The sequence below is a fragment of the Klebsiella sp. HMSC16A12 genome, from assembly GCF_001808265.1.
Taxonomy (GTDB): domain Bacteria; phylum Pseudomonadota; class Gammaproteobacteria; order Enterobacterales; family Enterobacteriaceae; genus Klebsiella; species Klebsiella pneumoniae.
In genome coordinates, this window is record NZ_KV792628.1 from 91,938 (window position 1) to 115,920 (window position 23,983).

Genomic DNA, 23,983 nt, shown 5'->3' on the forward strand with positions numbered 1-23,983 from the left:
CGGATAAGGCGCAGCGCGCCGCCATCCGGGAGACTATTGCGGGCAAAAACAGGGGGACTTAGCCTTCGTTTTCCGCCAGTTCACGCAGATACTGGAAGATCAGGCGCGCCGATTTCGGCGGCTTGTTGCCTTCTTTCTCTTTCTTCGCATTGCGGATCAGCGAACGCAGCTGCTGACGGTCAGCATCTGGCCACAGGTTCAGCACTTCAGCGACGGCGTCATCCCCGTCGTCAATCAGTCGGTCGCGGATCTGCTCCAGCTTGTGGAACAGCGCAACCTGCTGGTTGTGACGGTTTTTCAGCTTGTCCAGCGCCTGACGAATCGGATCGACATCGCGGTTGCGCAGCATCTTGCCGATAAGCTGCAGCTGGCGGCGGCGACCCTCTTTTTTGATTCGCTGGGCGAGTTCGATGGCGTCGCGCAGGTCGGTATCCAGCGGAATTTTATCCAGCGCGTTTTTCCCCAGGTCAACGAGTTCCGCGCCAAGACGCTTCAGTTCTTCCGCGTCGCGCTTAATTTCACTCTTACTGACCCAGATGATTTCATCATCTTCATCTTCAACGTCATCACCGGGCACGTCGTCGAGCCAGTCTTCGGGCTGCTTTGTCATCTCAGGCTCCTTAAAAAAAGAGGCTAATGTTACCAGTTAAGGCGCGCACTGAAAAACGGTTCTCTGTTAGACTTCAGTTAACTCCTTCTTACATTATGGCATTAGCAATGAAAGTCATCTCTCAAGTTGCACAGCAGCGTAAGACGCTGGAAGAAGCCGTTACCACGGCACTGGAACTGGCGGCAGGTAAATCTGATGGTGCGGAAGTTTCCGTCAGCAAAACCACGGGCATCGGCGTCAGCACCCGCTATGGCGAAGTGGAGAATGTAGAATTCAACAGCGATGGGGCATTAGGCATCACGGTTTACCATCAGAACCGCAAGGGCAGCGCCTCCTCCACCGATCTTAGCCCGGACGCCATCGCCCGCACCGTGCAGGCGGCGCTGGATATCGCCCGCTATACCTCCCCGGACCCGTTTGCCGGCGTAGCCGATAAAGATCTGCTGGCCTTTGACGCCCCGGATCTGGACCTGTTCCACCCGGCGGAGGTCTCCCCGGACGACGCTATCGAACTGGCCGCCCGCGCGGAGCAAGCGGCCCTGAAGGCCGATAAACGCATCACCAACACCGAAGGCGGCAGCTTTAACAGCCACTACGGCATTAAAGTGTTCGGCAACAGCCATGGCATGCTGCAGAGCTACTGCTCGACTCGCCATTCCCTCTCCAGCTGCGTCATTGCGGAAGATGACGGCGATATGGAGCGCGACTACGCCTACACCATTGGCCGGGCGATCGAGGATCTGCAGTCCCCGGAATGGGTCGGGGAAGAGTGCGCCCGCCGCACCCTGTCGCGCCTGGCGCCGCGTAAGCTGTCGACCATGAAGGCGCCGGTCATTTTCGCCAACGAAGTGGCGACCGGGTTGTTTGGCCACCTGGTCGGAGCGATTGCCGGCGGCGCGGTCTACCGTAAATCGACCTTCCTGCTCGATTCGCTGGGCAAACAAATTTTGCCGGAGTGGCTAACCATTGAAGAGCATCCGCACCTGCTGAAAGGGCTGGCCTCCACGCCGTTCGACAGCGAAGGCGTGCGCACCGAACGTCGCGATATCGTCAAAGACGGCGTGCTGACCCAGTGGCTGCTGACCAATTACTCAGCGCGCAAGCTGGGGATGAAAAGCACCGGCCACGCCGGGGGCATCCACAACTGGCGCATTAACGGCCGCGGCCTGAGTTTTGCAAAGATGCTTAAAGAGATGGGCACCGGTCTTGTGGTTACCGAACTGATGGGGCAGGGTGTCAGTGGCGTCACCGGCGACTACTCACGCGGCGCATCCGGCTTCTGGGTAGAAAACGGCGAAATTCAATATCCTGTCAGTGAGATCACCATTGCAGGAAATCTGAAAGAAATGTGGCGTAATATCGTGACCATTGGCGATGATATTGAAACGCGCAGCAACATTCAGTGCGGCTCTGTGCTGCTGCCGGAGATGAAAATCGCCGGGCAATAACACCTGTTTGCTTAAATAATAAAAAGGAAGTGAGCAATGCGTAAAAAACTGTTAGCGATGCTGGCTGTCTCTGCTTTTGCGCTCGGTTCAGCGTCGGCCTTCGCCGACCTGGGCGAAGACATGGACACTCTGGCAGAAAACCTGCAAGTGGTACAGAAGACCTCCGACGCCGGCGAGCTGAAAGCGGCGCTGAATAAGATGCGTACCGCCGCGGTCGATGCTCAGAAAGAGACCCCGCCGAAGCTGGAAGGCAAAGCGGCCGACAGCGCTGAGATGAAAGATTACCGTCACGGTCTGGATATTCTGATCGGCCAGATCGACGGTGCGCTGAAGCTGGCGAACGAAGGCAAGGTGAAAGAGGCGCAGGCCGCCGCGGAGGAGTTTAAAACCACCCGCAACACCTATCATAAGAAGTACCGCTAACCGTTCTTTTCGGGAGGCATCAGCCGATGCCTCCCACCTGAAAGCCTACCGATATCACATTTTTCCACTCTCTTTTTCCGGCCTTTCCGCTGCCGCGGGCGCCTTGTCCACGCTCATTGTTGTGATACATCTCACGCCATAGCCGTCGTTTTTACCTTTTCCCTGTGAATATGTGGGGTCGATCACCCCTGCCGCCTCCCTTTCCACTTCGAAGTGGAAAACAACTCGCTACAAACTCCTGTCCCCCGGCGCTACCTTGATTTCCAGAGACATCAGCGGGGTAACACAAGTGAATAACGGAGCGGTAATAAACGACGTAGGGGAGCAGGCGGCGCAGACCGAACGCCTGGCTGACAAGATGTTACAGCAGGTTTTCGCCCTGTTAAGCCGTCACAACATCGTCCCTAACGACGTTCAGGAGCAAATGCTGACTTCCCACGTGCGGGCCATGGCCCACCGGTCAATCAGCGGCGAACCGCTACCGGAAGTGGATGCCAGTCTGTTCGAAGAAATTTCTGAAGATTCAATGATGCTGGCCCGCGAAGTGGTCGCACAGTTCGGCAACCTGCCTGATGAAGAGGCCTGGCTGCTCTCCGTCCACTTCGAAGTCGCGAAAGATAACCTGTAAGGAGCAAAACATGGAACAAATCACTGTAGTCATTGGCGACCGTCTGGGTAAAGGCCAAAAAGTCGCCGCAGGCGCTGAAAAAGCGGGCGCACGTGCTGTGGTCGTCCCTGGCGTTGCGGCCGACATGAAGCTTGGCGACATAATGAAAGCGGAAAACGCCACCTTCGGCATCTCCTTCTGCGGCAGCGGCGGCGCTGGCGCCATCACCGCCCAGACCAAATACGGCTACAAAGCAAAATATGGCATGCGCTCTATTGATGAGGGCGTCACCGCTATCAACGAAGGCTGCAACGTGCTGGGCTTCGGCTTTATGGATAAAGAAGAGCTGGGCGAGCGGCTGGTAGAAGCCTGGAAAAAGAAATACGGCGCATAAGTATGAAAGAGCAATTCACCACCACGGTGAGGGTTGCCGGCAAAGGCGAAAGCAAATCACGGGCCTTCGCCGATGCCCTGAACCATGTGCAGGCTGCGGTGATGAAATCATCCTCGCGCATCCTACTGCGTATTGAGCCACAGGACGTGACGGTTGTTCATGCGCGCGAAGCGGTACGAAAAGAGGCGTTTCTGTTCTTCTTTTTGCGCCGTGAACGACGGACCTACAGCGTGGAGCTGGACGTCACCGTCAACGTGACCGCCATCGATCTCGATAAAGTGGATTTCGTCACGCAAACCTGATTGTTAGCAAAAGGTCTGACTATGTTACTGATAATTTTAATAAAATCGCTTATCATCGGCGGCCTGGTCGGCGTCGGCGTGGGCGCCGGAGCGGCACGCATGTTTCATGCCCCCACCACGCAGGGGATGGGGGCGTTTCGAACCCTGGGCGAGCTGAATTCCTGTGAGGGCGATCCGGCCTCCCACTTCTCCTTTGGCCTTGGCTTCTTCTTTAACGCCTGGGCCTCTTCCGTTGCAGCAGGCTCCTTCACCCAGGATGTTGACCACCGCATTATACCCAACTGGGGCGCGGCGGCGCTGATGCTGAAAAATCGTAACGTCGGCGAAACGCTGCACGATCCGAAAAAAATGGCCATCTCCTGCGGCATCATCGGCATGATTGTCGTCGCCTTCCTCAACCTGACCGCCTCGTCCGTACCGGAAGCGCTGCAGGTGACCGCCGTTAAGGTACTGGTGCCGGCGGCAAACCTGCTGGTGAACACCGTGATGCCGGTGATCTTCTGGCTGGCGGCGATCGATGCCGGTAAAAAATCAGGCTTCTGGGCGACGATTTTCGGCGGCGCCGCGCAGCTGATTATGGGTAACGCCGTACCGGGTCTGGTGCTGGGGATCCTGATCGGTAAAGGCGTCGAAGAGAGCGGCTGGAACCGGGTGACTAAAGTGATGATGGTGGCCATCGTCGCGCTGTTTGTCCTCAGCGGCTTCTTCCGTGGCTTCGACATGAAGATGATCGAATCCTTCCATCTGACCGTGCCGAACTGGCTGGACATGATCCACAACTCACTCAGCGGCAAGTAACGGGAGCCGGATAATGGAACAGAATAAAGGTTTTTGGTATGCCGACTGGTCGTTCCCGATCTTTGTTGGCCTGCTCTCCTCCGGCGTCTTCGCCGGGACCCACATGTACTACCTGTACGGCATCGGCGCCTTTAACGAAGTGGCCTTCGTGGCGATGCTGAAGTCGGGGATTGATACCGGCGTTTACGGCGCGGTGGCGGCGTTTGGCGCTAGCTTCCTTTTCGCCCGCATCATCGAAGGGTCGCTGGTAGGGATCCTCGATATCGGCGGCGCGATACAGACCGGTATCGGTCTTGGCGTGCCGGCGCTGCTGCTCGGCGCGGGCTTTGTCTTCCCGGTGGCGAACTTCGCCGCGTCGCTGGTCACCGGTCTGGTCCTCGGCCTGGCGGTGGGCTACATCATCATTCTGGCGCGTAAGTTCACCATCAACCAGAGCGATTCCACCTACGGCGCCGACGTGATGATGGGGGCCGGTAACGCCTCCGGCCGCTTCCTTGGTCCCTTGATCATCCTCAGCGCAATGACCGCCTCGATTCCTATCGGGATTGGCTCGCTGGTTGGCGCACTGCTGTTCTACATCTGGCAGAAACCGATCACCGGCGGCGCCATCCTCGGGGCGATGATCCTCGGTTCCATCTTCCCGGTGGCGATTAGCTAAGCGCCCGATGGCGCTGCGCTTATCGGGCCTACAAGCCAGCGCGGTTTGTAGGCCGGATAAGGCGGTACGCCGCCATCCGTACACTCTTTTCATCAGGAGATAGCTATGTTTGATTTACTCCTGCGCCGCGCGCGCCTCGTCGACGATACCCTGACTGATATCGCCATTCAGGACGGGAAAATCGCGGCGCTGGGCGAGATTAGCGCGCCCTCCCGTAAAACCATTGAGCTGAACGGCAAGGTTTACGTCAGCGCTGGCTGGATTGACTCTCACGTTCACTGCTACCCGAATTCACCGATTTATCACGATGAGCCGGATAGCGTCGGCATCGCCACCGGCGTCACCACCGTGATCGATGCCGGCAGCACCGGCGCCGACGACGTCGATGACTTCTATCAACTGACCCGTAAAGCGGCGACGGAAGTTTATGCGCTGCTCAACATCTCCCGCGTCGGGCTGATTGCGCAGAATGAGCTGGCCAATATGGCCAATATCGACGCCGCCGCGGTGAAGCAGGCGGTGCAGCGTCATCCCGACTTTATCGTCGGCCTGAAGGCGCGGATGAGCAGCAGCGTCGTCGGCGAAAACGGCATTACGCCGCTGGCGCGCGCCAAGGCCATTCAGCAGGAAAACGACGATCTGCCGCTGATGGTGCACATCGGCAATAACCCGCCGAACCTCGATGAAATCGCCGATCTGCTGAGCAGGGGCGACATCATTACCCACTGCTATAACGGCAAGCCGAACCGCATTCTGAATCCTGCCGGCGAGCTGCGCAGCTCTATTACTCGCGCTCTGCAGCGCGGCGTGCGTCTCGATGTCGGCCATGGCACCGCCAGCTTCAGCTTTGAGGTGGCGCGGCGGGCGATTGCGCTGGGCATTCTGCCGCACACCATTAGCTCTGATATTTACTGCCGCAACCGGATCGACGGCCCGGTGCGCTCGCTGGCGCTGGTGATGTCGAAATTCCTCGCCATCGGCATGACGCTGCCGCAGGTGATTGACTGCGTGACCGTCAGCGCCGCCGAAGGGCTGCGCCTGTCGCGTAAAGGGCGGCTGGAAGTGGGCTTCGACGCCGATTTAACGCTATTTCGCCTGGAGCGCCGGCCCACGCTGCTGGTGGATGCCGAAAAAGAGAGCCTGCAGGCTGACAACATTCTGGTGCCGCTGGCCGCGATCCGCGCGGGCAAAGGCTATCTGACCGAACAAGGGAGCGCGGAACATGCCTTCGATTTTTGAGAAATACCATTTAAAACAGGTGATTAATACTTCTGGCCGCATGACGGCGCTGGGCGTTTCCACGCCGCGCCCGGAAGTGGTGGAAGCCGCGATGGCCGGTATGAACCAGTACTTTGAAATGAAAGACCTGGTGAATAAAACCGGCGAGTACATCGCCAAACTGTTGGATGTGGAAGGGGCGACCGTTGTCTCCTGCGCGTCGGCGGGGATTGCCCAGTCGGTAGCGGCGGTGCTGGTGAAAGACAGCGACTGGCTGCTGGAGAACCTGCACGTTACGCCGATTGAGAATAACGAAATCGTGTTGCCGAAGGGCCACAACGTCAACTTCGGCGCGCCGGTTGGCACCATGGTGGCGTTGGGCGGCGGTAAGCTGGTGGAAGCGGGCTACGCCAACGAATGTTCTGCTCAACAGCTGGCGGCGGCGATCACTCCGCGCACCGCGGCAATTCTGTATATCAAATCCCACCACTGCGTGCAGAAAAGCATGCTCAACGTGGCGCAGGCCGCGGAAGTGGCGCGCCAGCATAACTTGCCGCTGATCGTCGATGCGGCGGCGGAAGAAGATCTGCAGTGCTACTACCGCATGGGCGCCGACCTGGTTATCTACAGCGGCGCGAAAGCGATTGAAGGGCCGACCAGCGGGCTGGTGATCGGCAAAACGCAGTACGTCGAGTGGGTTAAGCGCCAGTCGATGGGGATTGGCCGGGCGATGAAAGTGGGTAAAGAGGGCATTCTCGGCCTGACCTGCGCCATTGAACACTACCTGACGGCGAGCAAAGAGAGCGGCGAGCAGATGGTGGTGAAGATGACGCCGTTTATCGAACAGCTCAACGCGCTTAACGGCGTGACCGCCCGCGTGGTGTGGGACAGCGCGGGTCGCGATATCGCCCGCGCCGAAATTAAATTTGATGAAGTCACGACCGGCGTGAAGACCGGCGATCTGGTTAACGCGCTGAAGCAGGGTGAATACGCCATCTACTTCCGCGGCTATAAAGCGAATGAAGGCATTATCGAAGCCGATGTCCGCAGCGTAAACGCCCAGCAGCTGGAGGTGGTCGCTCGCCGCATCGCAGAAGTTCTGAATAAGGAGAAACAAGCATGAAACTGACCCCAAACTTTTACCGTGACCGCGTGTGCCTGAACGTCCTGGCGGGCAGCAAAGACAACGCCCGTGAAATTTACGACGCGGCGGAAGGTCACGTCCTGGTCGGCGTGCTCTCCAAAAACTATCCGGACGTCGCCAGCGCGGTGGCCGATATGCGCGACTACGCGAAGCTGATTGATAACGCGCTCTCCGTCGGGCTGGGGGCAGGCGATCCAAACCAGTCGGCGATGGTGAGCGAGATTTCTCGCCAGGTGCAGCCGCAGCACGTCAACCAGGTCTTCACCGGCGTGGCTACCAGCCGCGCGCTGCTCGGGCAGAACGAGACGGTGGTCAACGGCCTGGTCTCTCCCACCGGTACGCCGGGAATGGTTAAGATCTCCACCGGCCCGCTGAGCAGCGGCGCGGCGGATGGCATTGTGCCGCTGGAAACCGCCATCGCGCTGCTGAAAGACATGGGCGGCAGCTCCATCAAATACTTCCCGATGGGCGGCCTGAAGCACCGCGCCGAGTTTGAAGCCGTCGCCAAAGCCTGCGCCGCGCACGATTTCTGGCTCGAGCCGACCGGCGGTATCGATCTGGAAAACTACAGCGAGATCCTGAAAATCGCCCTCGATGCCGGGGTAAGCAAAATCATCCCGCATATTTACAGCTCGATTATCGATAAAGCCAGCGGCAACACCCGCCCGGCCGATGTTCGCCAGCTGCTGGAGATGACCAAACAGTTAGTTAAGTAGTGCCCTTGTCCCTCACCCTCAAAGGGTGAGGAGCAGCTTATCCCACTGAACCATCAAGGAGTTGCTATGCCTGTCGCTCGTCATCTGCTTGTCGCTTCACTGTCCCTGTTTGCCGCCGCCGCGGGCGCCGCGCAAACCCACTATGCCTGGGTAGGCACCTATAACCCCAATGGCGAAGGTCTGTATCGCTTTACCGTCGATGCCAAAACCGGCGCCCTGCGCGATAAGACGCTGGTGAGCTCGTTGCCGAACGTCGCGCAATTAACCGTGTCGCGCGATGGCAAAACGCTGTATGCCGCCAGTGAGGTCGAAAAAGGCGTGGTGCAGGCGTGGCGCATTGAAAAGAACGGCGAGCTGACCGCGCTCAGCCAGGTCGCCTCCGGCGGCGCCGGGCCGGTGTATCTCTCCCTGACGCCGGACGGTAAGCATCTGCTGGTGGCTAACTATGTCAGCGGCAGTATCGCCGTGCTACCGGTGCAAGAAGATGGTAGCCTGGCTGAGGCGGTGGACAGGCATCAGGATGAAGGCCCGGCAGGCGCCGAACGCCCGGCGGCGGCCGTCGAGGGCAGCTTCGCCATCAGCGATCACAACGGCCCGCATGCCCATATGATCGCCGCCGATCCCAGCGGGAAATACGTTTACTCTACCGATCTGGGGCTGGATCGGATCTATCAGTATCGGCTGGATAGCGCCAGCGGCAAGCTAACGCCGAACGATCCGCCGTTTATCGCCGCCTCGTCGCCGGGAGCCGGCCCGCGCCACTTCGTCTTTACGCCACAGGGCGACGGCCTGTGGCTGATTAACGAGGAAGCGTCGACGCTGACCTTCTATCATCTGGATAAGCAAAGCGGCCTGCTGCGTGAAGGCAAAACTGTCTCCGCGCTGCCGGAAGGTTATAAAGGCACCAGCTTTGCCGCCGGACTTGTGTTGAGCAACGATGGCAAACAGCTATATGTCGCCAACCGCCTGCATAACAGCATTGCCCACTTCACGGTGCTGGCCGACGGCAGCCTGAGTCACCAGGAAGATATCTGGACGCGTGGCGATTATCCCCGCACCCTGACGCTGGATAATCAGGGGCAGTGGCTGTACGTCATGAACCAGCGTAGCGATAATATTACCCGCTTCAGCGTGGCGCCGAAGGATGGCAAATTAACCTTTGCCTCCGACTATACGCCGGTCGGTAGCCCATCGCAGATGGTGATATCCGCCCAACCCTGAGCCGTAATTACAAGGAACTGACATGCGATTTCCCAACCAACGCTTAGCGCAACTCTTCACCCTGCTGCGAAATGAAACGCTGCCGCAGGATGAGCTGGCGCAACGCCTGTCGGTTTCCACCCGTACCGTGCGCGCTGATATTACCGCCCTGAATACGCTGCTGGCGCAATATGGCGCGCAGTTTATCCTTAACCGCGGTAGCGGTTATCAGCTGAAGATAGATAATCCGACGAGTTTCCAGGCGCTGGAGGAGACCGCGCCGAAGGCGCAGCACGTGCCGCGTACCGCCCAGGATCGCATCACGTTTCTGCTGGTGCGTTTCCTGACGTCGGCGTTCTCTATCAAGCTGGAAGATCTGGCGGATGAGTGGTTCGTCAGCCGCGCCACGTTGCAAAATGACATGGTTGAGGTGCGCGAGCGCTTCCAGCGCTATCAGCTGACTCTTGAAACCCGCCCGCGCCACGGCATGAAGCTGTTCGGCAGCGAGGTGTCAATTCGCGCCTGCCTGACCGACCTGCTGTGGGAGCTGACCCAGCAAGGCGATATCGCGCCGCCGATCGGCGCCGAGGCCTTTGCGGCGGAGGTGCCAGCGCTGCTGGAGCCGGTGCTGCAGGAGACGCTCACGCGGCATCATATTCGCCTCACCGACGCCGGCGAGCGCTTTGTCTGCCTGTATGGCGCGGTGGTGGTGCGCCGCGTCAGCGAAGGCTACCCGCTGGCCGATTTCAGCGCTGAAGATGTGGCGCAGAACGTCCGCGACGCCGCGCGCGAGCTGACGGGCGAGCTGCAGCGGCTGGCCGGGAAACCTTTATCGCCCGCCGAAGAAGAGTGGCTATGCGTGCATATCGCGGCCCGTCAGGTGCAGGATGTCGATCCGGAAACTATCAGCGCCGACGATGATGAAGCGCTGGTCAATTACATCCTGCGCTACATTAACAGCCAGTATAACTACAACCTGCTGGACGACGCCCAGCTGCATGCCGATCTGCTGACCCACATTAAAACCATGATCACCCGGGTGCGCTACCAGATCATGATCCCCAATCCGCTGCTGGATAACATCAAACAGCACTACCCGATGGCCTGGGACATGACCCTGGCCGCGGTCTCCAGCTGGGGGAAATATACTCCGTACACCATCAGCGAAAACGAAATCGGCTTTCTGGTGCTGCATATCGGCGTTGGGCTGGAGCGCCACTACAACATCGGCTACCAGCGTCAGCCGCAGGTGCTGCTGGTGTGCGATACCAGCAATGCGATGGTACGGATGATCGAGGCGATCCTGCAGCGCAAATATCCGCAGCTGGAGATCGCCGCTACCATCTCCCAGCGCGAGTACGAACAGCGGGACGCGATCGAGGCGGATTTCGTTATCTCAACGGTGCGGATCGGCGAAAAAGACAAGCCTGTGGTGACCATCGCGCCGTTCCCCACCGACTATCAGCTGGATCAAATCGGCAAGCTGGTGCTGGTGGACCGTACCCGTCCGTGGATGCTGAATAAGTACTTCGATGCCACCCACTTCCGGGTGGTCGATAAGCCGATGGATCAGCAAACGCTGTTCGCCGAGCTGTGCCAGCAGTTGCTGGAGGAAGGCTTTGTCGATGCGGAGTTTCATGCTTCGGTGGTGGAACGTGAAGCGATCGTCAGCACCATGCTGGGGGATGGCATTGCGCTGCCGCACTCCCTGGGGCTGCTGGCGAAAAAGACGGTGGTTTATACCGTGATCGCCCCGCAGGGCATCGCCTGGGGCGACGAAACCGCTCATCTCATTTTCCTGCTCGCTATCAGCAAGCGCGAGTATGAAGAGGCGATGGCGATCTACGATATTTTCGTGACTTTCCTGCGCGAGCGCGCCATGAGTCGCCTCGCCGCGACCCGCAGCTTCGATGAGTTTAAAACGGTGGCGATGGAGTGCGTCAGCCGGTTTTGAGAGGCGTTTTCCAGATTCGAGTGTAATTCAAATGTAATGCTATACTGCATTACAAAATTCCCCTTTCCGGAGGCATAATGGCCACGCTCAATGTTCGACTGGACGATAAACTCAAAAAAGAGGCTTATGCCGTGCTGGAGAAACTCGATATGACACCAACGGAGGCGGTACGCCTGCTGTTTCAATACATTGCGGAAAATGGCCGCATGCCGGTGAAAAGTATGACCATCAGTGATGGCGAAGCGGCGTTATTACGCACCGTTCGCGAACGGCTGGAAAACCCACGGCCGGGGGTTAAGGTGAGTCTGGATGACCTATGAACTGGAGTTTGATCCACGAGCCTGGCGCGAATGGCAGAAGCCTGGCGAGACGGTCAAAAAACAGTTCAAAAATAAGCTCCAGCAGATTGTGCAGAATCCGCGAATTGAGTCGACCAGGCTGAGCGATTTACCGGATTGCTACAAAATCAAGCTTAAGGCGTCAGGTTATCGGTTGGTGTATCAAGTACGAGATAGTGTGGTGGTGGTTTACGTTATTGCCATTGGCAAAAGAGAGAAAGCGGCCGTTTATCATCAGGCGAATAAACGGCTCTAAACGCTATCGCAAATGATGTACGACCTGGTTGCTGCTGCCGCGCCAGATAAGCGCCGGATCTTTCAAATCCTGCACAAACTTACCGTCAACCAGCACGTTAATCAGGTTCACGACTTCCATCTGCTCGGCGTTCAGTTCGTCAATCTTATAGCCCGTCCAGACCCAGATATCTTTGCCGGGGCATTCGGCGCGTACGCGCTGAACCAGCTTTAAAATATCCGCGATGTTCTGCGGATGCAGCGGATCGCCGCCGGAGAGCGAAAGCCCCTGGCGTTTGATGCGGGTGTCGTTGAGGTCGGCGATGATACGGTCGGCCATCTCAGCGGTAAACGGCATACCGGAGTTCACCCGCCAGGTGCTTTTGTTGTAGCAGCCGGGGCACTCGTGGACGCAGCCGGAGACAAACAGGGTGCAGCGGGTGCCGGGGCCGTTGACGATGTCGACGGGGTAGTACTGGTGATAATTCATTTTCGCTTCTCAATTAACGCCATAGCCGCTTTGGCTGCGCTCACTCACCCCAGTCACGTACTGAATGTACGCTCCTGGGGATTCCTTCGTTTGCCGCCTTGCTCTGACGTTAATTGCTTTGCGAAAACGGAGGTGCTGTGCATTTGTAAAGGGAACGGCTCCTGGCGTCGCTGCGCTCGCCCAGGCTACGAAAAGCCGCATACGCGGTTGTAGCCCGGATAAGGCGCTATGCGCCGCGATCCGGGAACGGCTCCTTAGTGGCCAAACGGCTACGGGGCCGGTCCCTTCTCCCCGTTGGGGAGAGGGGGAGGGGCTAAACCAGCTGGAATTAACCAATCTGCCCATTGCCCAGGTGCTTCACGCGGCGCTTCACTTCTTCCTGCTTGCCGGCGTTGAACGGCCGCGCGTCCGGGCTGCCGAGATAACCGCACACCCGGCGGGTAACGGAAACGCGGGCGGCGTCGTGGTTACCGCATTTCGGGCAGGTAAAGCCCTTGCTGGTGCACTCGAACTCGCCGGTAAAACCGCACTCGTAGCACTCATCGATCGGCGTATTGGTCCCGTAGTACGGCACGTGCTGATAGCTGTAATCCCACACGTCTTCCAGCGCCTTGAGGTTATGCTGGATATTCGGATACTCGCCGTAGCAAATGAACCCCCCGTTGGCCAGCGGCGGGTACGGCGCTTCGAAATCGATCTTGTCGTACGGGTTGACCTTCTTCTCCACGTCGAGGTGGAAGCTGTTGGTGTAGTAACCTTTGTCGGTTACCCCTTCCACCACGCCAAACTCGGCGGTGTCGAGACGGCAGAAGCGATCGCACAGGTTTTCGCTCGGCGTGCTGTACAGGCTAAAGCCGTAGCCGGTTTCTTCCTTCCACAAATCGACGGCGTCGCGCAGGCGCTGGACGATGGCCACGCCTTTCTCACGCAGCGCCTCGCTGTCGTACATATGCTGGTTGCCGTACAGCGCATTGATGGTTTCATGGATACCGATATAGCCCAGAGAAATGGACGCGCGGCCGTTTTTGAAGATCTCGGAGACGTCGTCGTCGGCTTTCAGCCGCACGCCGCAGGCGCCTTCCATATACAGGATCGGCGCCACGCGAGCCTTCACTCCTTCCAGGCGGGCGATACGGGTCATCAGCGCTTTGCGCGCCAGCTGCAGGCGCTCGTCCAGCAGCGTCCAGAAGGCGGCTTCATCGCCTTTCGCTTCCAGGGCGATGCGCGGCAGGTTGAGACTGATCACGCCGAGGTTATTGCGTCCATCATGCACCTGCTCGCCGTTCTCGTTTTCCCATACCCCGAGGAAGCTGCGACAGCCCATCGGCGTTTTAAACGACCCGGTGACTTTCACCACCTGATCGTAGTTGAGGATATCCGGGTACATGCGCTTGCTGGCGCACTCCAGCGCCAGCTGTTTGATGTCGTAGTTCGGGTCGCCGAACTTATGGTTCAGGCCGTCGCGGATCGCGAACACCAGTTTCGGGAATACCGCGGTTTTGCGATTTTTACCGAGGCCGGCAATGCGGTTGCGCAGAATCGACTGCTGGATCAGCCGCGATTCCCAGCTGGTGCCAAGGCCGAACCCGAAGGTGACGAACGGCGTCTGGCCGTTGGCGGTATGCAGTGTGTTAACCTCATACTCCAGCGACTGGAAGGCGTCGTAGCACTCTTTTTCGGTACGGGCGCGGGCATAGCCTTCGGCATCCGGGATCTGCCACTCTTCGGCGATTTTGCGATGCTTTTTGAAGCTTTCACTGACGAACGGCGCCAGTACTTCGTCGATGCGGTTGATGGTGGTGCCGCCGTAAATATGGCTGGCGACCTGGGCGATGATCTGCGCTGTCACCGCGGTGGCGGTAGAGATAGACTTCGGCGGCTCGATCTCCGCGTTGCCCATCTTAAAGCCCTGGGTCAGCATGCCTTTCAGGTCGATCAGCATGCAGTTGAACATCGGGAAGAAGGGCGAGTAATCGAGGTCATGATAGTGGATCATGCCGCGCTCGTGGGCCATCACCACATCGTGGGGCAGCAGGTGCTGCCGGGCGTAGTGCTTGGCGACGATCCCGGCCAGCAGGTCGCGCTGGGTCGGGATGACTTTACTGTCCTTGTTGGCGTTTTCGTTGAGCAGCGCGGAGTTGGTCTGCTCGACGAGGCCGCGGATCTCCTGATTGAGACGGCCGCGCTTCTCACGCTGGCTATCGCGGTCATGGCGATACTCAATGTAGGCGCGCGCCAGCTGCTTATAGGGGCCGGACATCAGCTGGTTTTCCACCGCGGTCTGGATCTCGTTGATGTCGACCTGGGCGCGGCCCTGCATTTGTTGGCTAACGACTTCTGCGACGGTGGCGCAATAGTCTGCGTCATCGACTCCCGCTGCTTTAGCTGCACGCAGAATTGCTTCCTGAATGCGCTCTGAGTTGAACGGCACTTTACAGCCATCACGTTTCATCACATGCGGTGTCATGATCACTCCATATATAGAACAGGTTATCCACAGAGGCGGAGGTTATCCCGAAGGCGCTGCACGCTACGGCTCGTGCTGTTTACCTTCGGATCCGGCCCGTTTTATCCACATCTCATCACCGCCAGACATCGACAAGATATGGTGACATAATAGACGATTAATACAACATGTTGGGCCGAGGCGCATTTTAAGTTCTATATGTAGTGATTTGCATCAAAGATGTTTGCGATTTTATTGACCCAGAACAAGGTAAAAAGGTGAGAGTACGGATGATGGGCGCTGGCGATAAATGTAAATTTAGGCGCTTAAAATATAAGCAAAAATCGAGCCCGTTCAGGCATGAAACGGGCAAATATTCAGGCAATCAACGTATCGTTAAGCAGATCGACCAGCAGTAGCAGGGCATAGCGAGCCTGCTGCGGGTCAGCGGGCAGCGGCAGGATGGCGCTGGCCATATCGCCAAGGGCGTGCTGTTCCGGCGTCAGAGCAATAATGGTCACTCCCTGCGTACGCGCCTGCAAAGTGGCGCTTTGCAACACAGGGTTGGCCTCGGCAGTGGCCAGCACCAGCAGCAGATGATCGTCATTGAGGGTGCTGGCGGTCAGCCGCATCAGCGCCGCATCCTGACAGAGATTAATCGCGATTCCGGAGGGCAGTAGCTGATGCTGGAGCAGCGCGGCCAGCGTCACGTCCTGGGCGCCAAGGGCGAAGCAGTGTACCGCACGGGCGCTCAGCAGGCGCGATTTACACTTTTCCACCGCCGCTTCCGCGGTATGGCCGAGCTGACGAGTTAGGGTAACGCCAAGGCTGCTAAGTTTGTCGCGCCAGGCGACGGGCAGGGCGGCGCTGTCCGGCGTAAGCCAGCTGGCGCGCCGTTCGCTGGCCTGCGCCAGCTGTTTACGCAGATCACGAATATCATCGCAGCCCACTGAGCGGGCGAAGCGGGTAATGGTGGCAGGGCTGACCCCCGCGCTGGCTGCCAGCTCGTCAATAGAGGCGCTGGCGGTAAAGCTTAGATTTTGTAGAATAAAGGTGGCGACGCGCGACTCCTGGGCACTAAAGCGGCGCATTCCTTCCTGCAGCTGACCTACGATATCCATCCTCATGTTCCCTTTGGCAAAACCCGCATTTGAAAATATTTTTCAATTATCGACTGTCTCTCTTTATAGCACCCACGCCGCATATTTCCTATGGTCAGAGCAGTAAAGGGTGACACCCTGGCGATAAAAATGCGTAAAAATTGAGCCTCGATCACATCGATGAAAATTATTTTCATATAGCCTTCACTATCACACAATATTAACAATATAGTCGTCCAGGCCCTGAGGGCTGAAGCGATAACACGTAAAGGGGAAGCGCAATGCCACGAATCGTACTCTGTTGTGCCGCAGGCATGTCGACCAGCATGCTGGTGAACAAAATGAAAGCAGAAGCCCAGCAGCGTGCGCTGGCGCTGGAAATCTATGCGGTGGCGGTGGCGGAATTTGAACGCGAATTGCCAAACGCCGACGTCATCCTGCTCGGGCCGCAGGTTAAATATGAAGCCGGACGGCTGGCCGCGCTGGCCGCGCCGCAGGGCAAGGCGGTGGCGGTGATCGATATGGCTGACTACGGCATGATGCGCGGCGCTGCGGTGTTGGATAAAGCGCTAGCCCTGCTCGAACACTAATTTTCTCATCCCGTTTTTCATCATCATCACGTGCGGTTCTGGCGATCGCGCGCGGCGCTCTGTATGCCGAAAATCCGAAAAGAGGACACTATGCAAGCACTGAAAATTGCCGTTATCGGCGGCGGCAGCAGCTACACGCCGGAGCTTATTGAAGGGATTATCGTTCGTTACGAGCAGCTTCCGGTCACAGAGCTGGCGCTGGTAGATGTCGAATCCGGCCGGGAAAAGGTGGAGATCATCGCCGCGCTGACCCGGCGGATGCTGAAACATAAAGGGCTGGAGCAGGTGGCGGTCAGCGTCCACTTTACGCTCGATGAGGCCATCCGCGGCGCCAGCTTTGTGCTGACCCAACTGCGTGTCGGACAGCTGGCGGCGCGCGCCGCCGATGAGCGGCTGGGTCTCAAGTACCACCTGCTGGGCCAGGAGACCACCGGCGTCGGCGGTTTTGCCAAGGCGCTGCGGACGATCCCGGTGATCCTTGAGGTGGCGCGCAAAGTGGAACAGCTGGCGCCGGAAGCGTTCATTCTCAACTTTACTAATCCGGCGGGGATCGTCACCGAGGCGGTCAGCCGCTACAGCACGGCGAAGATCATCGGCCTGTGCAATGTGCCGATCAACATGCAGCACATGATCGTCGGGATGCTGGGCGCCCAGGAGTCCGAAGTGAAATTGCGCTTTGCCGGGCTCAACCATATGGTCTGGGTGCATAAGGTGCTACAGGGGCGTGAGGATGTCACCGGCAAGGTGATCGACATGCTGTGCGACGGTAAGGCGCTGTCGATGAACAACATTAAAGAGCTGCCGTGGCCGGCGGAATTCCTGCGCGCGCTGAAGGCGATTCCGTGCCCCTATCATCGCTATTTTTGGCTGACGCCGGCGATGCTGGCGGAAGAGATCGCCGCGGCGAAAACCAAGGGCACCCGCGCCGAACAGGTGATGAAAGTCGAGCAGGAGCTGTTTGCGCTGTACGCCGACCCGCAGCTGGAAGAAAAACCGGAGCAACTGAGCTTTCGCGGCGGCGCCTACTACTCGGAGGTGGCCGTCGAGCTTATCAACGCGATCTACAACAACCTGGGCGCGGAGATGGTGGTGAATACCCGCAACAACGGCGCGATTCATGGCCTGGATGATGATGCGGTGGTGGAAACCAACAGCATTATTGATGCGCAAGGGGCGCGGCCGCTGGCGTTCGGCCCGCTGCCGCCGGCGATGAACGGCCTGACCCAGCAGGTGAAAGCCTTCGAGCGGTTGACGATTGAAGCCGCGGTACACGGCTGTCGCGAAAGCGCACTGCTGGCGCTGGTGACCAACCCGCTGGTCGGTAACGTCACCGATGCCCAGGCGCTGCTGGATGAAGTATTAACCATCAACCGTCAATGGCTGACGCAATTTAACTGACCGCTATTTCCCCTCGGGAGCACACCATGTCGAATACAAGCTGGATTGAACGTTACGTCATGCCGGCGGCGCTGAGAATCGCCGGGCAAAAGCACGTCCTGTCGGTGCGCGACGGCATCATTCTCAATATGCCGTTTATGTTGATTGGCTCATTCTTCCTGATTTTCGCCTACCTGCCGATCCCCGGCTATGCCGATATGATGAGCAGCCTGTTTGGCGAGGTCTGGCGCGATAAAATGTTGTACCCGGTGAAAGCGACCTACGACATCATGGCGCTGATTTCCAGCTTCGGCATCGCCTACCGGCTGGCGGAGAAGTATCGCACTCTCGATCCGCTGAGCGCTGGAGCGATGTCGCTGGTGGCCTTCATGATGACGATCCCGCAGAACACGCTGTTTACGCCGGTACACGGCGCGGCGGAGGTGATTAAAGGGGTGATCCCGGTGAGCATGGTCGGCAGCCAGGGGCTGTTTGTCGCCATTGTCATTTCGCTGCTGTCGACGGAGATTTATCGTTTGGTCGCCAGCCGCAATCTCGTTATCCGCATGCCGGACGGCGTGCCGCCGGCAGTGGCGAAATCTTTCCTCGCTCTGATCCCCGGCTTCTGTGTTCTGGCGGTGGTGCTGGCGCTGCGCCTGGCGGTTGAGGCCTCGCCGTTCGGCGATATCAACAGTATGATCGCCACCCTGATTGGTATTCCGATGCACCACGTCGGCGGTACGCTGCCGGGCATGATTATTTCAGTCATTTTGATTGGTATTTTGTGGACCCTGGGCCTGCACGGCGACGCGATCGTACTGGTGTTTATCCAGCCGGTGTGGCTGTCGAATATGTCCGAGAACCTGACGGCCTTTCAGAACGGCCAGCCGATCCCGCATATCATTACCCAGCAATTTTACGACCTGTGGATTGCGCCCGGCGGCACCGGCGCGCTGCTGGGGCTGGTGATATTTATGTTGCTGCGCAGCCGTAGTCAGCAGATGAAACAGCTGGGGAAAATTGCCGCGCCGGGAGCGTTGTTTAACATCAGCGAGCCGATGGTGTTCGGCATCCCGCTGGTGATGAACCCGTACTTCTTCCTGCCGTTTATTTTAACGCCGGTGCTGCTGGTGATCGTGTCCTATACCGCGATGGCGACCGGGCTGGTGGCGCCGCCCGCCGGAATCGCACTGCCGTTCACCACGCCGATCTTCATCAGCGGCTATCTGGCGACCGGAGGGCATATCTCCGGCACGGTGCTGCAGGTGGTGAATTTAGCGATTTCGCTGGTGGTCTACTATCCGTTCTTCCGCGCCTGGGATCGGCTAAAGGCAAAAGAAGAGCACGCCTCGGCGCAACCCCAAGCGAGCGCTGCGATTGCTGATGCCGACCGCGCATAACCTCCAGCCTGACGAATCGTAGCCCCGGTGAGCGTTGCGCCACCGGGGAAAAGCGTTATCCCTGCAGCCACCATATCGCTTCGAACGGCCGCAGCGTCAGCCCGGTCGGGCGCGGGGTGGTCTCGGCATAGTTGCTGATGATCATCTTCCACTCGCCCGGGGCCTCAGCGGGCTGCCAGGCCTGCAGCTCGCGGCTCAGGTTAGCGGCGACTACCAGCGTTTGCCCCTGCCACTGACGACGATAGCACCACAGCGACGGATGCTCCGGCAGCAGATCCTCGTAATCACCCCAGGTCAGTAGCGGCAGGGTTTTACGCAGCGTAATCAGCTGCTGATAGGTATAAAACACCGAATCGGGGTCCGCCAGCGCCGCCTCGACGTTGATCTCCTGGTAATTATCGCCAAGGCCGATCCACGGCTCACCGTCGCTGAAGCCACCGTTCTCGCCGGCGTGCCACGGCATCGGCGTGCGGCTGTTGTCGCGCGACTTGCTGGCGAGGATCGCCAGCAGTTCGTCCGGGCTTTGCCCCTGCGCCGCACGTTCGATAAACATATTGTGGCTTTCGACGTCACGGTAATCGCTGATGCTGCTGAAGTGCGGATTGGTCATGCCGATCTCTTCGCCCTGGTAGATATAGGGCGTGCCCTGCATGCCGTGCAGCACCATCGCCAGCATCTTCGCCGCCGTCACCCGGTACTCGCCTTCGTCGCCAAAGCGCGACACGATGCGCGGCTGATCGTGGTTACACCAGAACAGCGCGTTCCACGCCCGATTGTGCATTCCCTGCTGCCAGTGGCGGAACAGCGCCTTCAGCGCCACATAGTCCGGGCGGGCGAGGGTCCATTTCTCTCCGCCGGGATAATCGACCTTTAAATGGTGGAAGTTAAAGGTCATCGACAGCTCGCGGCCGTCCAGCGCGGCGTACTGCTGGCAGTGCTCCAGCGAGGTGGAGGACATCTCGCCGACGGTCATCAGGTTACGCGGGGTGAAGACATCGCGGCTCATCTCCTGCAGGAACTCATGCACCCGCGGGCCGTCGGTATAGAAGCGGCGGCCATCCCCGTCCAGATCGCAGGGAAAGGTCTGGTCTTTTGAGATCAGGTTGACCACGTCGAGGCGCAGACCGTCGACGCCGCGGTCAGCCCAGAATTCGCAGACCTTTTTCAGCTCGGCGCGCACCGCCGGATTCTCCCAGTTGAGATCCGCCTGCTCAATGGCGAACAGGTGCAGATAATACTGCCCGCTGTCGGCGTGCCACTGCCAGGCGTTACCGCCAAATTTAGAGCGCCAGTTGTTCGGCAGGGCGTCCGGTTCGCCATCGCGCCAGATATAGAACTGGCGGTAGGGACTCTCCTTATTCAGCGACTGACGGAACCATTCATGTTCGGTCGACGTGTGGTTCAGCACCATATCCAGCACGATGCGGATGCCGCGGGCCTTTGCCTCCGTCACCAGGGCGTCAAAGTCGGCCATCGTGCCGTAGGAGGGATCGATGGCGGTGTAGTTCGCCACATCGTAGCCGTTATCCACCTGCGGTGAGACGTAGAACGGCGTCAGCCAGATGGCGTCGACCCCAAGCTTTTGCAGATAGTCGAGGCGGGAGGTGACGCCGCGCAGGTCGCCGGTACCGCTGCCGGTGGTATCCTGAAAACTCTTCGGATAGATTTGATAAATAACGCCGTTTTGCCACCAGTGGGGGAGATGATTCATAGTACTTTCCTGCTGCAACGAGGGGCGCCAAAGGCGCCCCGAAAGAAGAAGTTAGACAATCTGCAAGGTGCCCTGACGGTACTTGCGCTGATACACCACGCTGGTGAGGATAATCGGCACCACCACCGCGATAGCCATCGCCATGGCGTACACCTGCCAGTAGGTAGGCTGGATGGAGAGGATCCCCGGCAGGCCGCCGACGCCGATGCCGTTCGCCAGCACGCCGTTCAGGCCGCACAGCAGGCCGGCGAGGCCAGAGCCAATCATTGCGCACAGCATCGGGAAGCGGTATTTCAGGTTGATACCGTACATCGCTGGCTCGGTGACCCCGAGATAGGCGGAGATCGCCGCCGGTACCGAGATTTCACGTTCATTCTGCTTGCGGCTGGCGATGATGATGCCGACCACCGCCGACGCCTGGGCAATATTCGACAGCGCAATCAGCGGCCACACCGGGGTGCCGCCCATGCTCTGGATCATCTGCATATCGATAGCGAGGGTGGTCTGGTGGACACCGGTAATCACCAGCGGCGCGTAGAGGAAGCCGAACAGCGCGGCGCCGATCGGCGCGAAGCTGCCGGTTAACAGATGGCGTACCGCGAAGGCCACGCCGTCGCCGATCAGGCGGCCGAACGGACCGATAATGGCGTGCGCGAGGAACACCGCGAGGATCAGCGAGCAGACCGGGACAATCACCAGGTAGAGGTAGTCAGGCACAATGCGCTTGAGGCGCGTCTCGATAAAGCCTAAGGCCAGGCCAGCCAGCAGGGCCGGGATCACCTGCGCCTGGTAGCCGACTTTGGCAATGGTAAACAGGCCGAAGTTCCACACCTCCGGCACCTGCTGGCCGAGGAGATAGGCGTTCATCAGCTGCGGGGAGACGAGGGTGACGCCAAGGACGATCCCGAGGATCGGCGTGCCGCCCATCTTCTTCACCGCTGACCAGCAGATCCCCACCGGCAGATAGAAGAAGATCGCCTCGCCAATCAGCCACAGGAAGTCATAGATGGTTTTCAGCGACGGGTGCATCTGGGCCAGCGTCTGGCCATTGCTCATGGGCAGGTCGCCGATAACGTTGCGGAAACCGAGGATCAGACCGCCGCTGATCAGGGCCGGCAGCAGGGGAAAGAAGATCTCGGCGAAGTGCGAGATTAACTGTTCATGCCACTTCATATTTTGCCGCGCGGCCTGCTTGACCTGCTCTTTGTCGGCGGAGGTCTGGCCGGTGGTCGCCAGCAGGGCCTTGTAGTAATCGCCCACCTCGGTGCCGATGACCACCTGGAACTGGCCGGCGTTAGTGAAGCATCCCTTCACCATGCGCAGCTGCTCAATTTCTTTTGGTCTGGCGATGGCCGGGTCGTTCAGCACAAAGCGCAAACGGGTAATACAGTGGCTGACGGTGGCGATGTTACCGCGCCCGCCCACCAGTTCGATCAGTTTATCGATGTCCTGCTGGTTTACTTTGCTCATGATGAAGCCTCAAAAACAGAGGGGAGAGATGCCGTTTTTACCTTGAGGGCATCCTAACCGTTCCGCTTAATTTGCAAAATGGGAACGTTCCCGAAACCCGGCGACGATCACATAAATCGCCCGAGCGAGATTAATTGAGGGCGGCGGGAATCACGATCTGGCGGGGATCGACGCTGCCGGCGATCTGCTCGATCAACTGCCGGGCGGCCCGGCGTCCGGACTCGGCATAGCCCGGATCGACGGTCAAGATTTCCGGGTGGAGAAACTTCATCAGCGGCGTGCTGCCGACGCTGGCGAGCTGCAGCGCATCGCGACCCTGCTGCTGGAGGTACTTGCTGGCGCCGAGAGCGAGGGTATCCGTCGCGCAGACCAGGGCGCTGGTTTCGGCCGTCAGCACGCTGGCGACGGTGTCATATCCCTGCTTCATGCCCAGCCCCGGCAGGGCGGCGGTGGGCGTCAGACGATGCTTTTTACAGAAGGCGAGGTAGGCCAGATGGCGGCGTTCGCCGGTGGTGACGTCGCTGTGCGGTACGCCAAGAAAACTGATGTGGCGGTGTCCGCGATCGTAGAGCCGCTGCATCAGCAGCGTGATGGCCCCCTCGTCGTCATAGCACACCGAGGCGAAGCCGGGAGCGTCGCGGGCCATCAGCACCAGGGTGTCGCGCCAGGGGGCGAGCATCGCTTCGTCGATGCCGGTAAAACCGAACAGCACCACGCCGTCAATATTGCGCCGGGCGAGCATGCCGAGATGCTCCTCCACCAACGCCGGGGAGAACTGGCTCTCCATCATAATCGGATCGTAACCCTGCTCATAAAAGGCGGGCAGCATGGTCTGCACGGCAAGGTTTTCCGACAGCGAATCGAGACGGGTGACGATAATCGCCACCACTTTATCGCTCTGGCCGCGCATGGCGCGGGCGGAACGGGAGGGCGAGAAACCGTGCTGCTGCATCACCGCTTCGACGCGCTCGCGGGTCCGTTCGCTGACCCCGCTCTCGTTGTTAAGGACGCGGGATACCGTCGATTTCCCTACGCCGCTTAAGCGCGCGATATCTTTGATGGTCAGCCGGTTCTGCATGCGGAATTCTCGTCAGGGATGGTAGAAGTGAGCCTAATGCTACTCAACCAAACCGCAATGAGCAAAGTCTGGTTTACGTTCGGTTTAGTTGCGCGGGTTTATCATCGCCATTATTGCCACACAATCCTCAGCGAGGGCGCTATAATTCGCGCCGTTTATATTCACTTACCGGAGATAGTTATGGACCCCGATCCCACTCCTCATCCTCGATGGAGCAACCTTTCTTTCCGGTAAGCCTGTTTAACACTGCTTTACCGGAAAGCGTAAAGCAGTGACG

The 23,983-nt window shown here is 58.9% G+C and carries 27 protein-coding genes; 18 read left to right on the forward strand and 9 right to left on the reverse strand.

The window, feature by feature from the left end; all coding sequences use genetic code 11:
• Window positions 1-58: 58 nt before the first annotated feature.
• Window positions 59-610 carry a ribosome biogenesis factor YjgA gene (gene yjgA, locus HMPREF3140_RS18465; protein ID WP_004177664.1) on the reverse strand — a complete coding sequence of 184 codons (552 nt, stop codon included), beginning with the start codon at window positions 608-610 and terminating at the stop codon, window positions 59-61.
• A 95-nt stretch (window positions 611-705) separates the two neighbouring features.
• Between yjgA and pmbA the strand changes: the two genes are divergently transcribed.
• Entirely contained in the window at window positions 706-2,058 is a 1,353-nt protein-coding gene (gene pmbA, locus HMPREF3140_RS18470; protein ID WP_004152265.1) for a metalloprotease PmbA, read from the forward strand.
• Window positions 2,059-2,094: 36 nt separating this feature from the next.
• Window positions 2,095-2,481 (forward strand): cytochrome b562, encoded by a 387-nt coding sequence (cybC, locus tag HMPREF3140_RS18475; protein WP_002886893.1) that lies wholly within the window; start codon window positions 2,095-2,097, stop codon window positions 2,479-2,481.
• Between the two features lie 54 nt (window positions 2,482-2,535).
• On the opposite strand, the gene HMPREF3140_RS28875 is transcribed toward cybC, so the two are convergent.
• Window positions 2,536-2,667, reverse strand: coding sequence for a hypothetical protein (locus HMPREF3140_RS28875; protein WP_014908079.1), 132 nt, complete (start codon window positions 2,665-2,667; stop codon window positions 2,536-2,538).
• Between the two features lie 103 nt (window positions 2,668-2,770).
• Here HMPREF3140_RS28875 and HMPREF3140_RS18485 point away from each other — a divergent pair, with 103 nt between their 5' ends.
• The 12 genes from HMPREF3140_RS18485 (at window position 2,771) to HMPREF3140_RS18540 (ending at window position 12,066) form a co-directional block, all read left to right on the forward strand.
• Window positions 2,771-3,109, forward strand: coding sequence for a PRD domain-containing protein (locus tag HMPREF3140_RS18485; RefSeq protein WP_019704273.1), 339 nt, complete (start codon window positions 2,771-2,773; stop codon window positions 3,107-3,109).
• Between the two features lie 10 nt (window positions 3,110-3,119).
• Complete coding sequence (locus HMPREF3140_RS18490) at window positions 3,120-3,482, forward strand: SFCGS family glycine-rich protein (protein WP_002886895.1); 363 nt, start codon at window positions 3,120-3,122, stop codon at window positions 3,480-3,482.
• A gap of 2 nt (window positions 3,483-3,484) precedes the next feature.
• Window positions 3,485-3,784 carry a DUF4312 family protein gene (locus HMPREF3140_RS18495; protein ID WP_002886896.1) on the forward strand — a complete coding sequence of 100 codons (300 nt, stop codon included), beginning with the start codon at window positions 3,485-3,487 and terminating at the stop codon, window positions 3,782-3,784.
• A gap of 21 nt (window positions 3,785-3,805) precedes the next feature.
• Window positions 3,806-4,582 (forward strand): DUF4311 domain-containing protein, encoded by a 777-nt coding sequence (locus tag HMPREF3140_RS18500; RefSeq protein WP_032738375.1) that lies wholly within the window; start codon window positions 3,806-3,808, stop codon window positions 4,580-4,582.
• A gap of 13 nt (window positions 4,583-4,595) precedes the next feature.
• Window positions 4,596-5,240 carry a DUF4310 family protein gene (locus tag HMPREF3140_RS18505; RefSeq protein ID WP_004152267.1) on the forward strand — a complete coding sequence of 215 codons (645 nt, stop codon included), beginning with the start codon at window positions 4,596-4,598 and terminating at the stop codon, window positions 5,238-5,240.
• A gap of 105 nt (window positions 5,241-5,345) precedes the next feature.
• On the forward strand, window positions 5,346-6,479 hold the full coding sequence (locus HMPREF3140_RS18510) for an amidohydrolase/deacetylase family metallohydrolase (RefSeq protein WP_032412854.1): 1,134 nt from the start codon (window positions 5,346-5,348) through the stop codon (window positions 6,477-6,479).
• The gene (locus HMPREF3140_RS18515; protein ID WP_021441075.1) at window positions 6,463-7,581 is read left to right on the forward strand and encodes a DgaE family pyridoxal phosphate-dependent ammonia lyase; all 1,119 of its coding nucleotides are present in this window, start codon (window positions 6,463-6,465) and stop codon (window positions 7,579-7,581) included. The genes HMPREF3140_RS18510 and HMPREF3140_RS18515 overlap by 17 nt, the downstream gene beginning before the upstream one ends.
• Entirely contained in the window at window positions 7,578-8,318 is a 741-nt protein-coding gene (dagF, locus tag HMPREF3140_RS18520) for a 2-dehydro-3-deoxy-phosphogluconate aldolase (RefSeq protein ID WP_002886899.1), read from the forward strand. The genes HMPREF3140_RS18515 and dagF overlap by 4 nt, the downstream gene beginning before the upstream one ends.
• A 66-nt stretch (window positions 8,319-8,384) precedes the next feature.
• On the forward strand, window positions 8,385-9,539 hold the full coding sequence (locus HMPREF3140_RS18525) for a lactonase family protein (RefSeq protein WP_002886900.1): 1,155 nt from the start codon (window positions 8,385-8,387) through the stop codon (window positions 9,537-9,539).
• Window positions 9,540-9,561: 22 nt separating this feature from the next.
• On the forward strand, window positions 9,562-11,472 hold the full coding sequence (locus tag HMPREF3140_RS18530) for a BglG family transcription antiterminator (protein WP_032412857.1): 1,911 nt from the start codon (window positions 9,562-9,564) through the stop codon (window positions 11,470-11,472).
• A 77-nt stretch (window positions 11,473-11,549) separates the two neighbouring features.
• A complete protein-coding gene (locus tag HMPREF3140_RS18535; protein ID WP_002886901.1) occupies window positions 11,550-11,792 on the forward strand; it encodes a type II toxin-antitoxin system RelB/DinJ family antitoxin in 243 nt (80 codons plus the stop codon).
• A complete protein-coding gene (locus tag HMPREF3140_RS18540) occupies window positions 11,782-12,066 on the forward strand; it encodes a type II toxin-antitoxin system RelE family toxin (protein ID WP_004178374.1) in 285 nt (94 codons plus the stop codon). The genes HMPREF3140_RS18535 and HMPREF3140_RS18540 overlap by 11 nt, the downstream gene beginning before the upstream one ends.
• A gap of 3 nt (window positions 12,067-12,069) precedes the next feature.
• On the opposite strand, the gene nrdG is transcribed toward HMPREF3140_RS18540, so the two are convergent.
• The 4 genes from nrdG to HMPREF3140_RS28880 form a co-directional block, all read right to left on the reverse strand.
• A complete protein-coding gene (nrdG, locus tag HMPREF3140_RS18545) occupies window positions 12,070-12,534 on the reverse strand; it encodes an anaerobic ribonucleoside-triphosphate reductase-activating protein (protein ID WP_004222151.1) in 465 nt (154 codons plus the stop codon).
• Between the two features lie 328 nt (window positions 12,535-12,862).
• Window positions 12,863-15,001: an anaerobic ribonucleoside-triphosphate reductase gene (nrdD, locus tag HMPREF3140_RS18550; protein ID WP_004222153.1), complete on the reverse strand. Its 2,139-nt coding sequence runs from the start codon at window positions 14,999-15,001 to the stop codon at window positions 12,863-12,865.
• A gap of 356 nt (window positions 15,002-15,357) precedes the next feature.
• The gene (locus HMPREF3140_RS18560) at window positions 15,358-16,101 is read right to left on the reverse strand and encodes a MurR/RpiR family transcriptional regulator (RefSeq protein WP_002886905.1); all 744 of its coding nucleotides are present in this window, start codon (window positions 16,099-16,101) and stop codon (window positions 15,358-15,360) included.
• A 2-nt stretch (window positions 16,102-16,103) separates the two neighbouring features.
• Window positions 16,104-16,277: a hypothetical protein gene (locus HMPREF3140_RS28880; protein ID WP_032412860.1), complete on the reverse strand. Its 174-nt coding sequence runs from the start codon at window positions 16,275-16,277 to the stop codon at window positions 16,104-16,106.
• An 84-nt stretch (window positions 16,278-16,361) separates the two neighbouring features.
• Here HMPREF3140_RS28880 and HMPREF3140_RS18570 point away from each other — a divergent pair, with 84 nt between their 5' ends.
• The 3 genes from HMPREF3140_RS18570 to celB all read left to right on the forward strand — a co-directional run bounded on the left by HMPREF3140_RS18570 (window position 16,362) and on the right by celB (window position 19,447).
• Complete coding sequence (locus HMPREF3140_RS18570) at window positions 16,362-16,670, forward strand: PTS sugar transporter subunit IIB (protein ID WP_016947038.1); 309 nt, start codon at window positions 16,362-16,364, stop codon at window positions 16,668-16,670.
• 90 nt (window positions 16,671-16,760) lie between these two features.
• Window positions 16,761-18,068: a 6-phospho-beta-glucosidase gene (locus tag HMPREF3140_RS18575; RefSeq protein ID WP_004177662.1), complete on the forward strand. Its 1,308-nt coding sequence runs from the start codon at window positions 16,761-16,763 to the stop codon at window positions 18,066-18,068.
• A 26-nt stretch (window positions 18,069-18,094) separates the two neighbouring features.
• Window positions 18,095-19,447, forward strand: coding sequence for a PTS cellobiose transporter subunit IIC (gene celB, locus HMPREF3140_RS18580; RefSeq protein WP_004146783.1), 1,353 nt, complete (start codon window positions 18,095-18,097; stop codon window positions 19,445-19,447).
• A 55-nt stretch (window positions 19,448-19,502) separates the two neighbouring features.
• Here the strand turns inward: celB and treC are convergent, their stop codons facing one another.
• The 3 genes from treC to treR all read right to left on the reverse strand — a co-directional run bounded on the left by treC (window position 19,503) and on the right by treR (window position 23,706).
• Window positions 19,503-21,158, reverse strand: a complete 1,656-nt coding sequence (treC, locus tag HMPREF3140_RS18585; RefSeq protein ID WP_021463204.1) for an alpha,alpha-phosphotrehalase — start codon at window positions 21,156-21,158, stop codon at window positions 19,503-19,505.
• A 51-nt stretch (window positions 21,159-21,209) separates the two neighbouring features.
• Window positions 21,210-22,628, reverse strand: coding sequence for a PTS trehalose transporter subunit IIBC (gene treB / locus HMPREF3140_RS18590; RefSeq protein ID WP_004186710.1), 1,419 nt, complete (start codon window positions 22,626-22,628; stop codon window positions 21,210-21,212).
• Window positions 22,629-22,758: 130 nt separating this feature from the next.
• On the reverse strand, window positions 22,759-23,706 hold the full coding sequence (treR, locus tag HMPREF3140_RS18595; RefSeq protein WP_004192384.1) for a trehalose operon repressor TreR: 948 nt from the start codon (window positions 23,704-23,706) through the stop codon (window positions 22,759-22,761).
• A 180-nt stretch (window positions 23,707-23,886) separates the two neighbouring features.
• On the opposite strand from treR, the gene mgtL reads away from it, so the two are divergent.
• Complete coding sequence (gene mgtL, locus HMPREF3140_RS29655) at window positions 23,887-23,940, forward strand: mgtA regulatory leader peptide MgtL (RefSeq protein ID WP_219340445.1); 54 nt, start codon at window positions 23,887-23,889, stop codon at window positions 23,938-23,940.
• The last annotated feature ends 43 nt before the right edge of the window (window positions 23,941-23,983 follow it).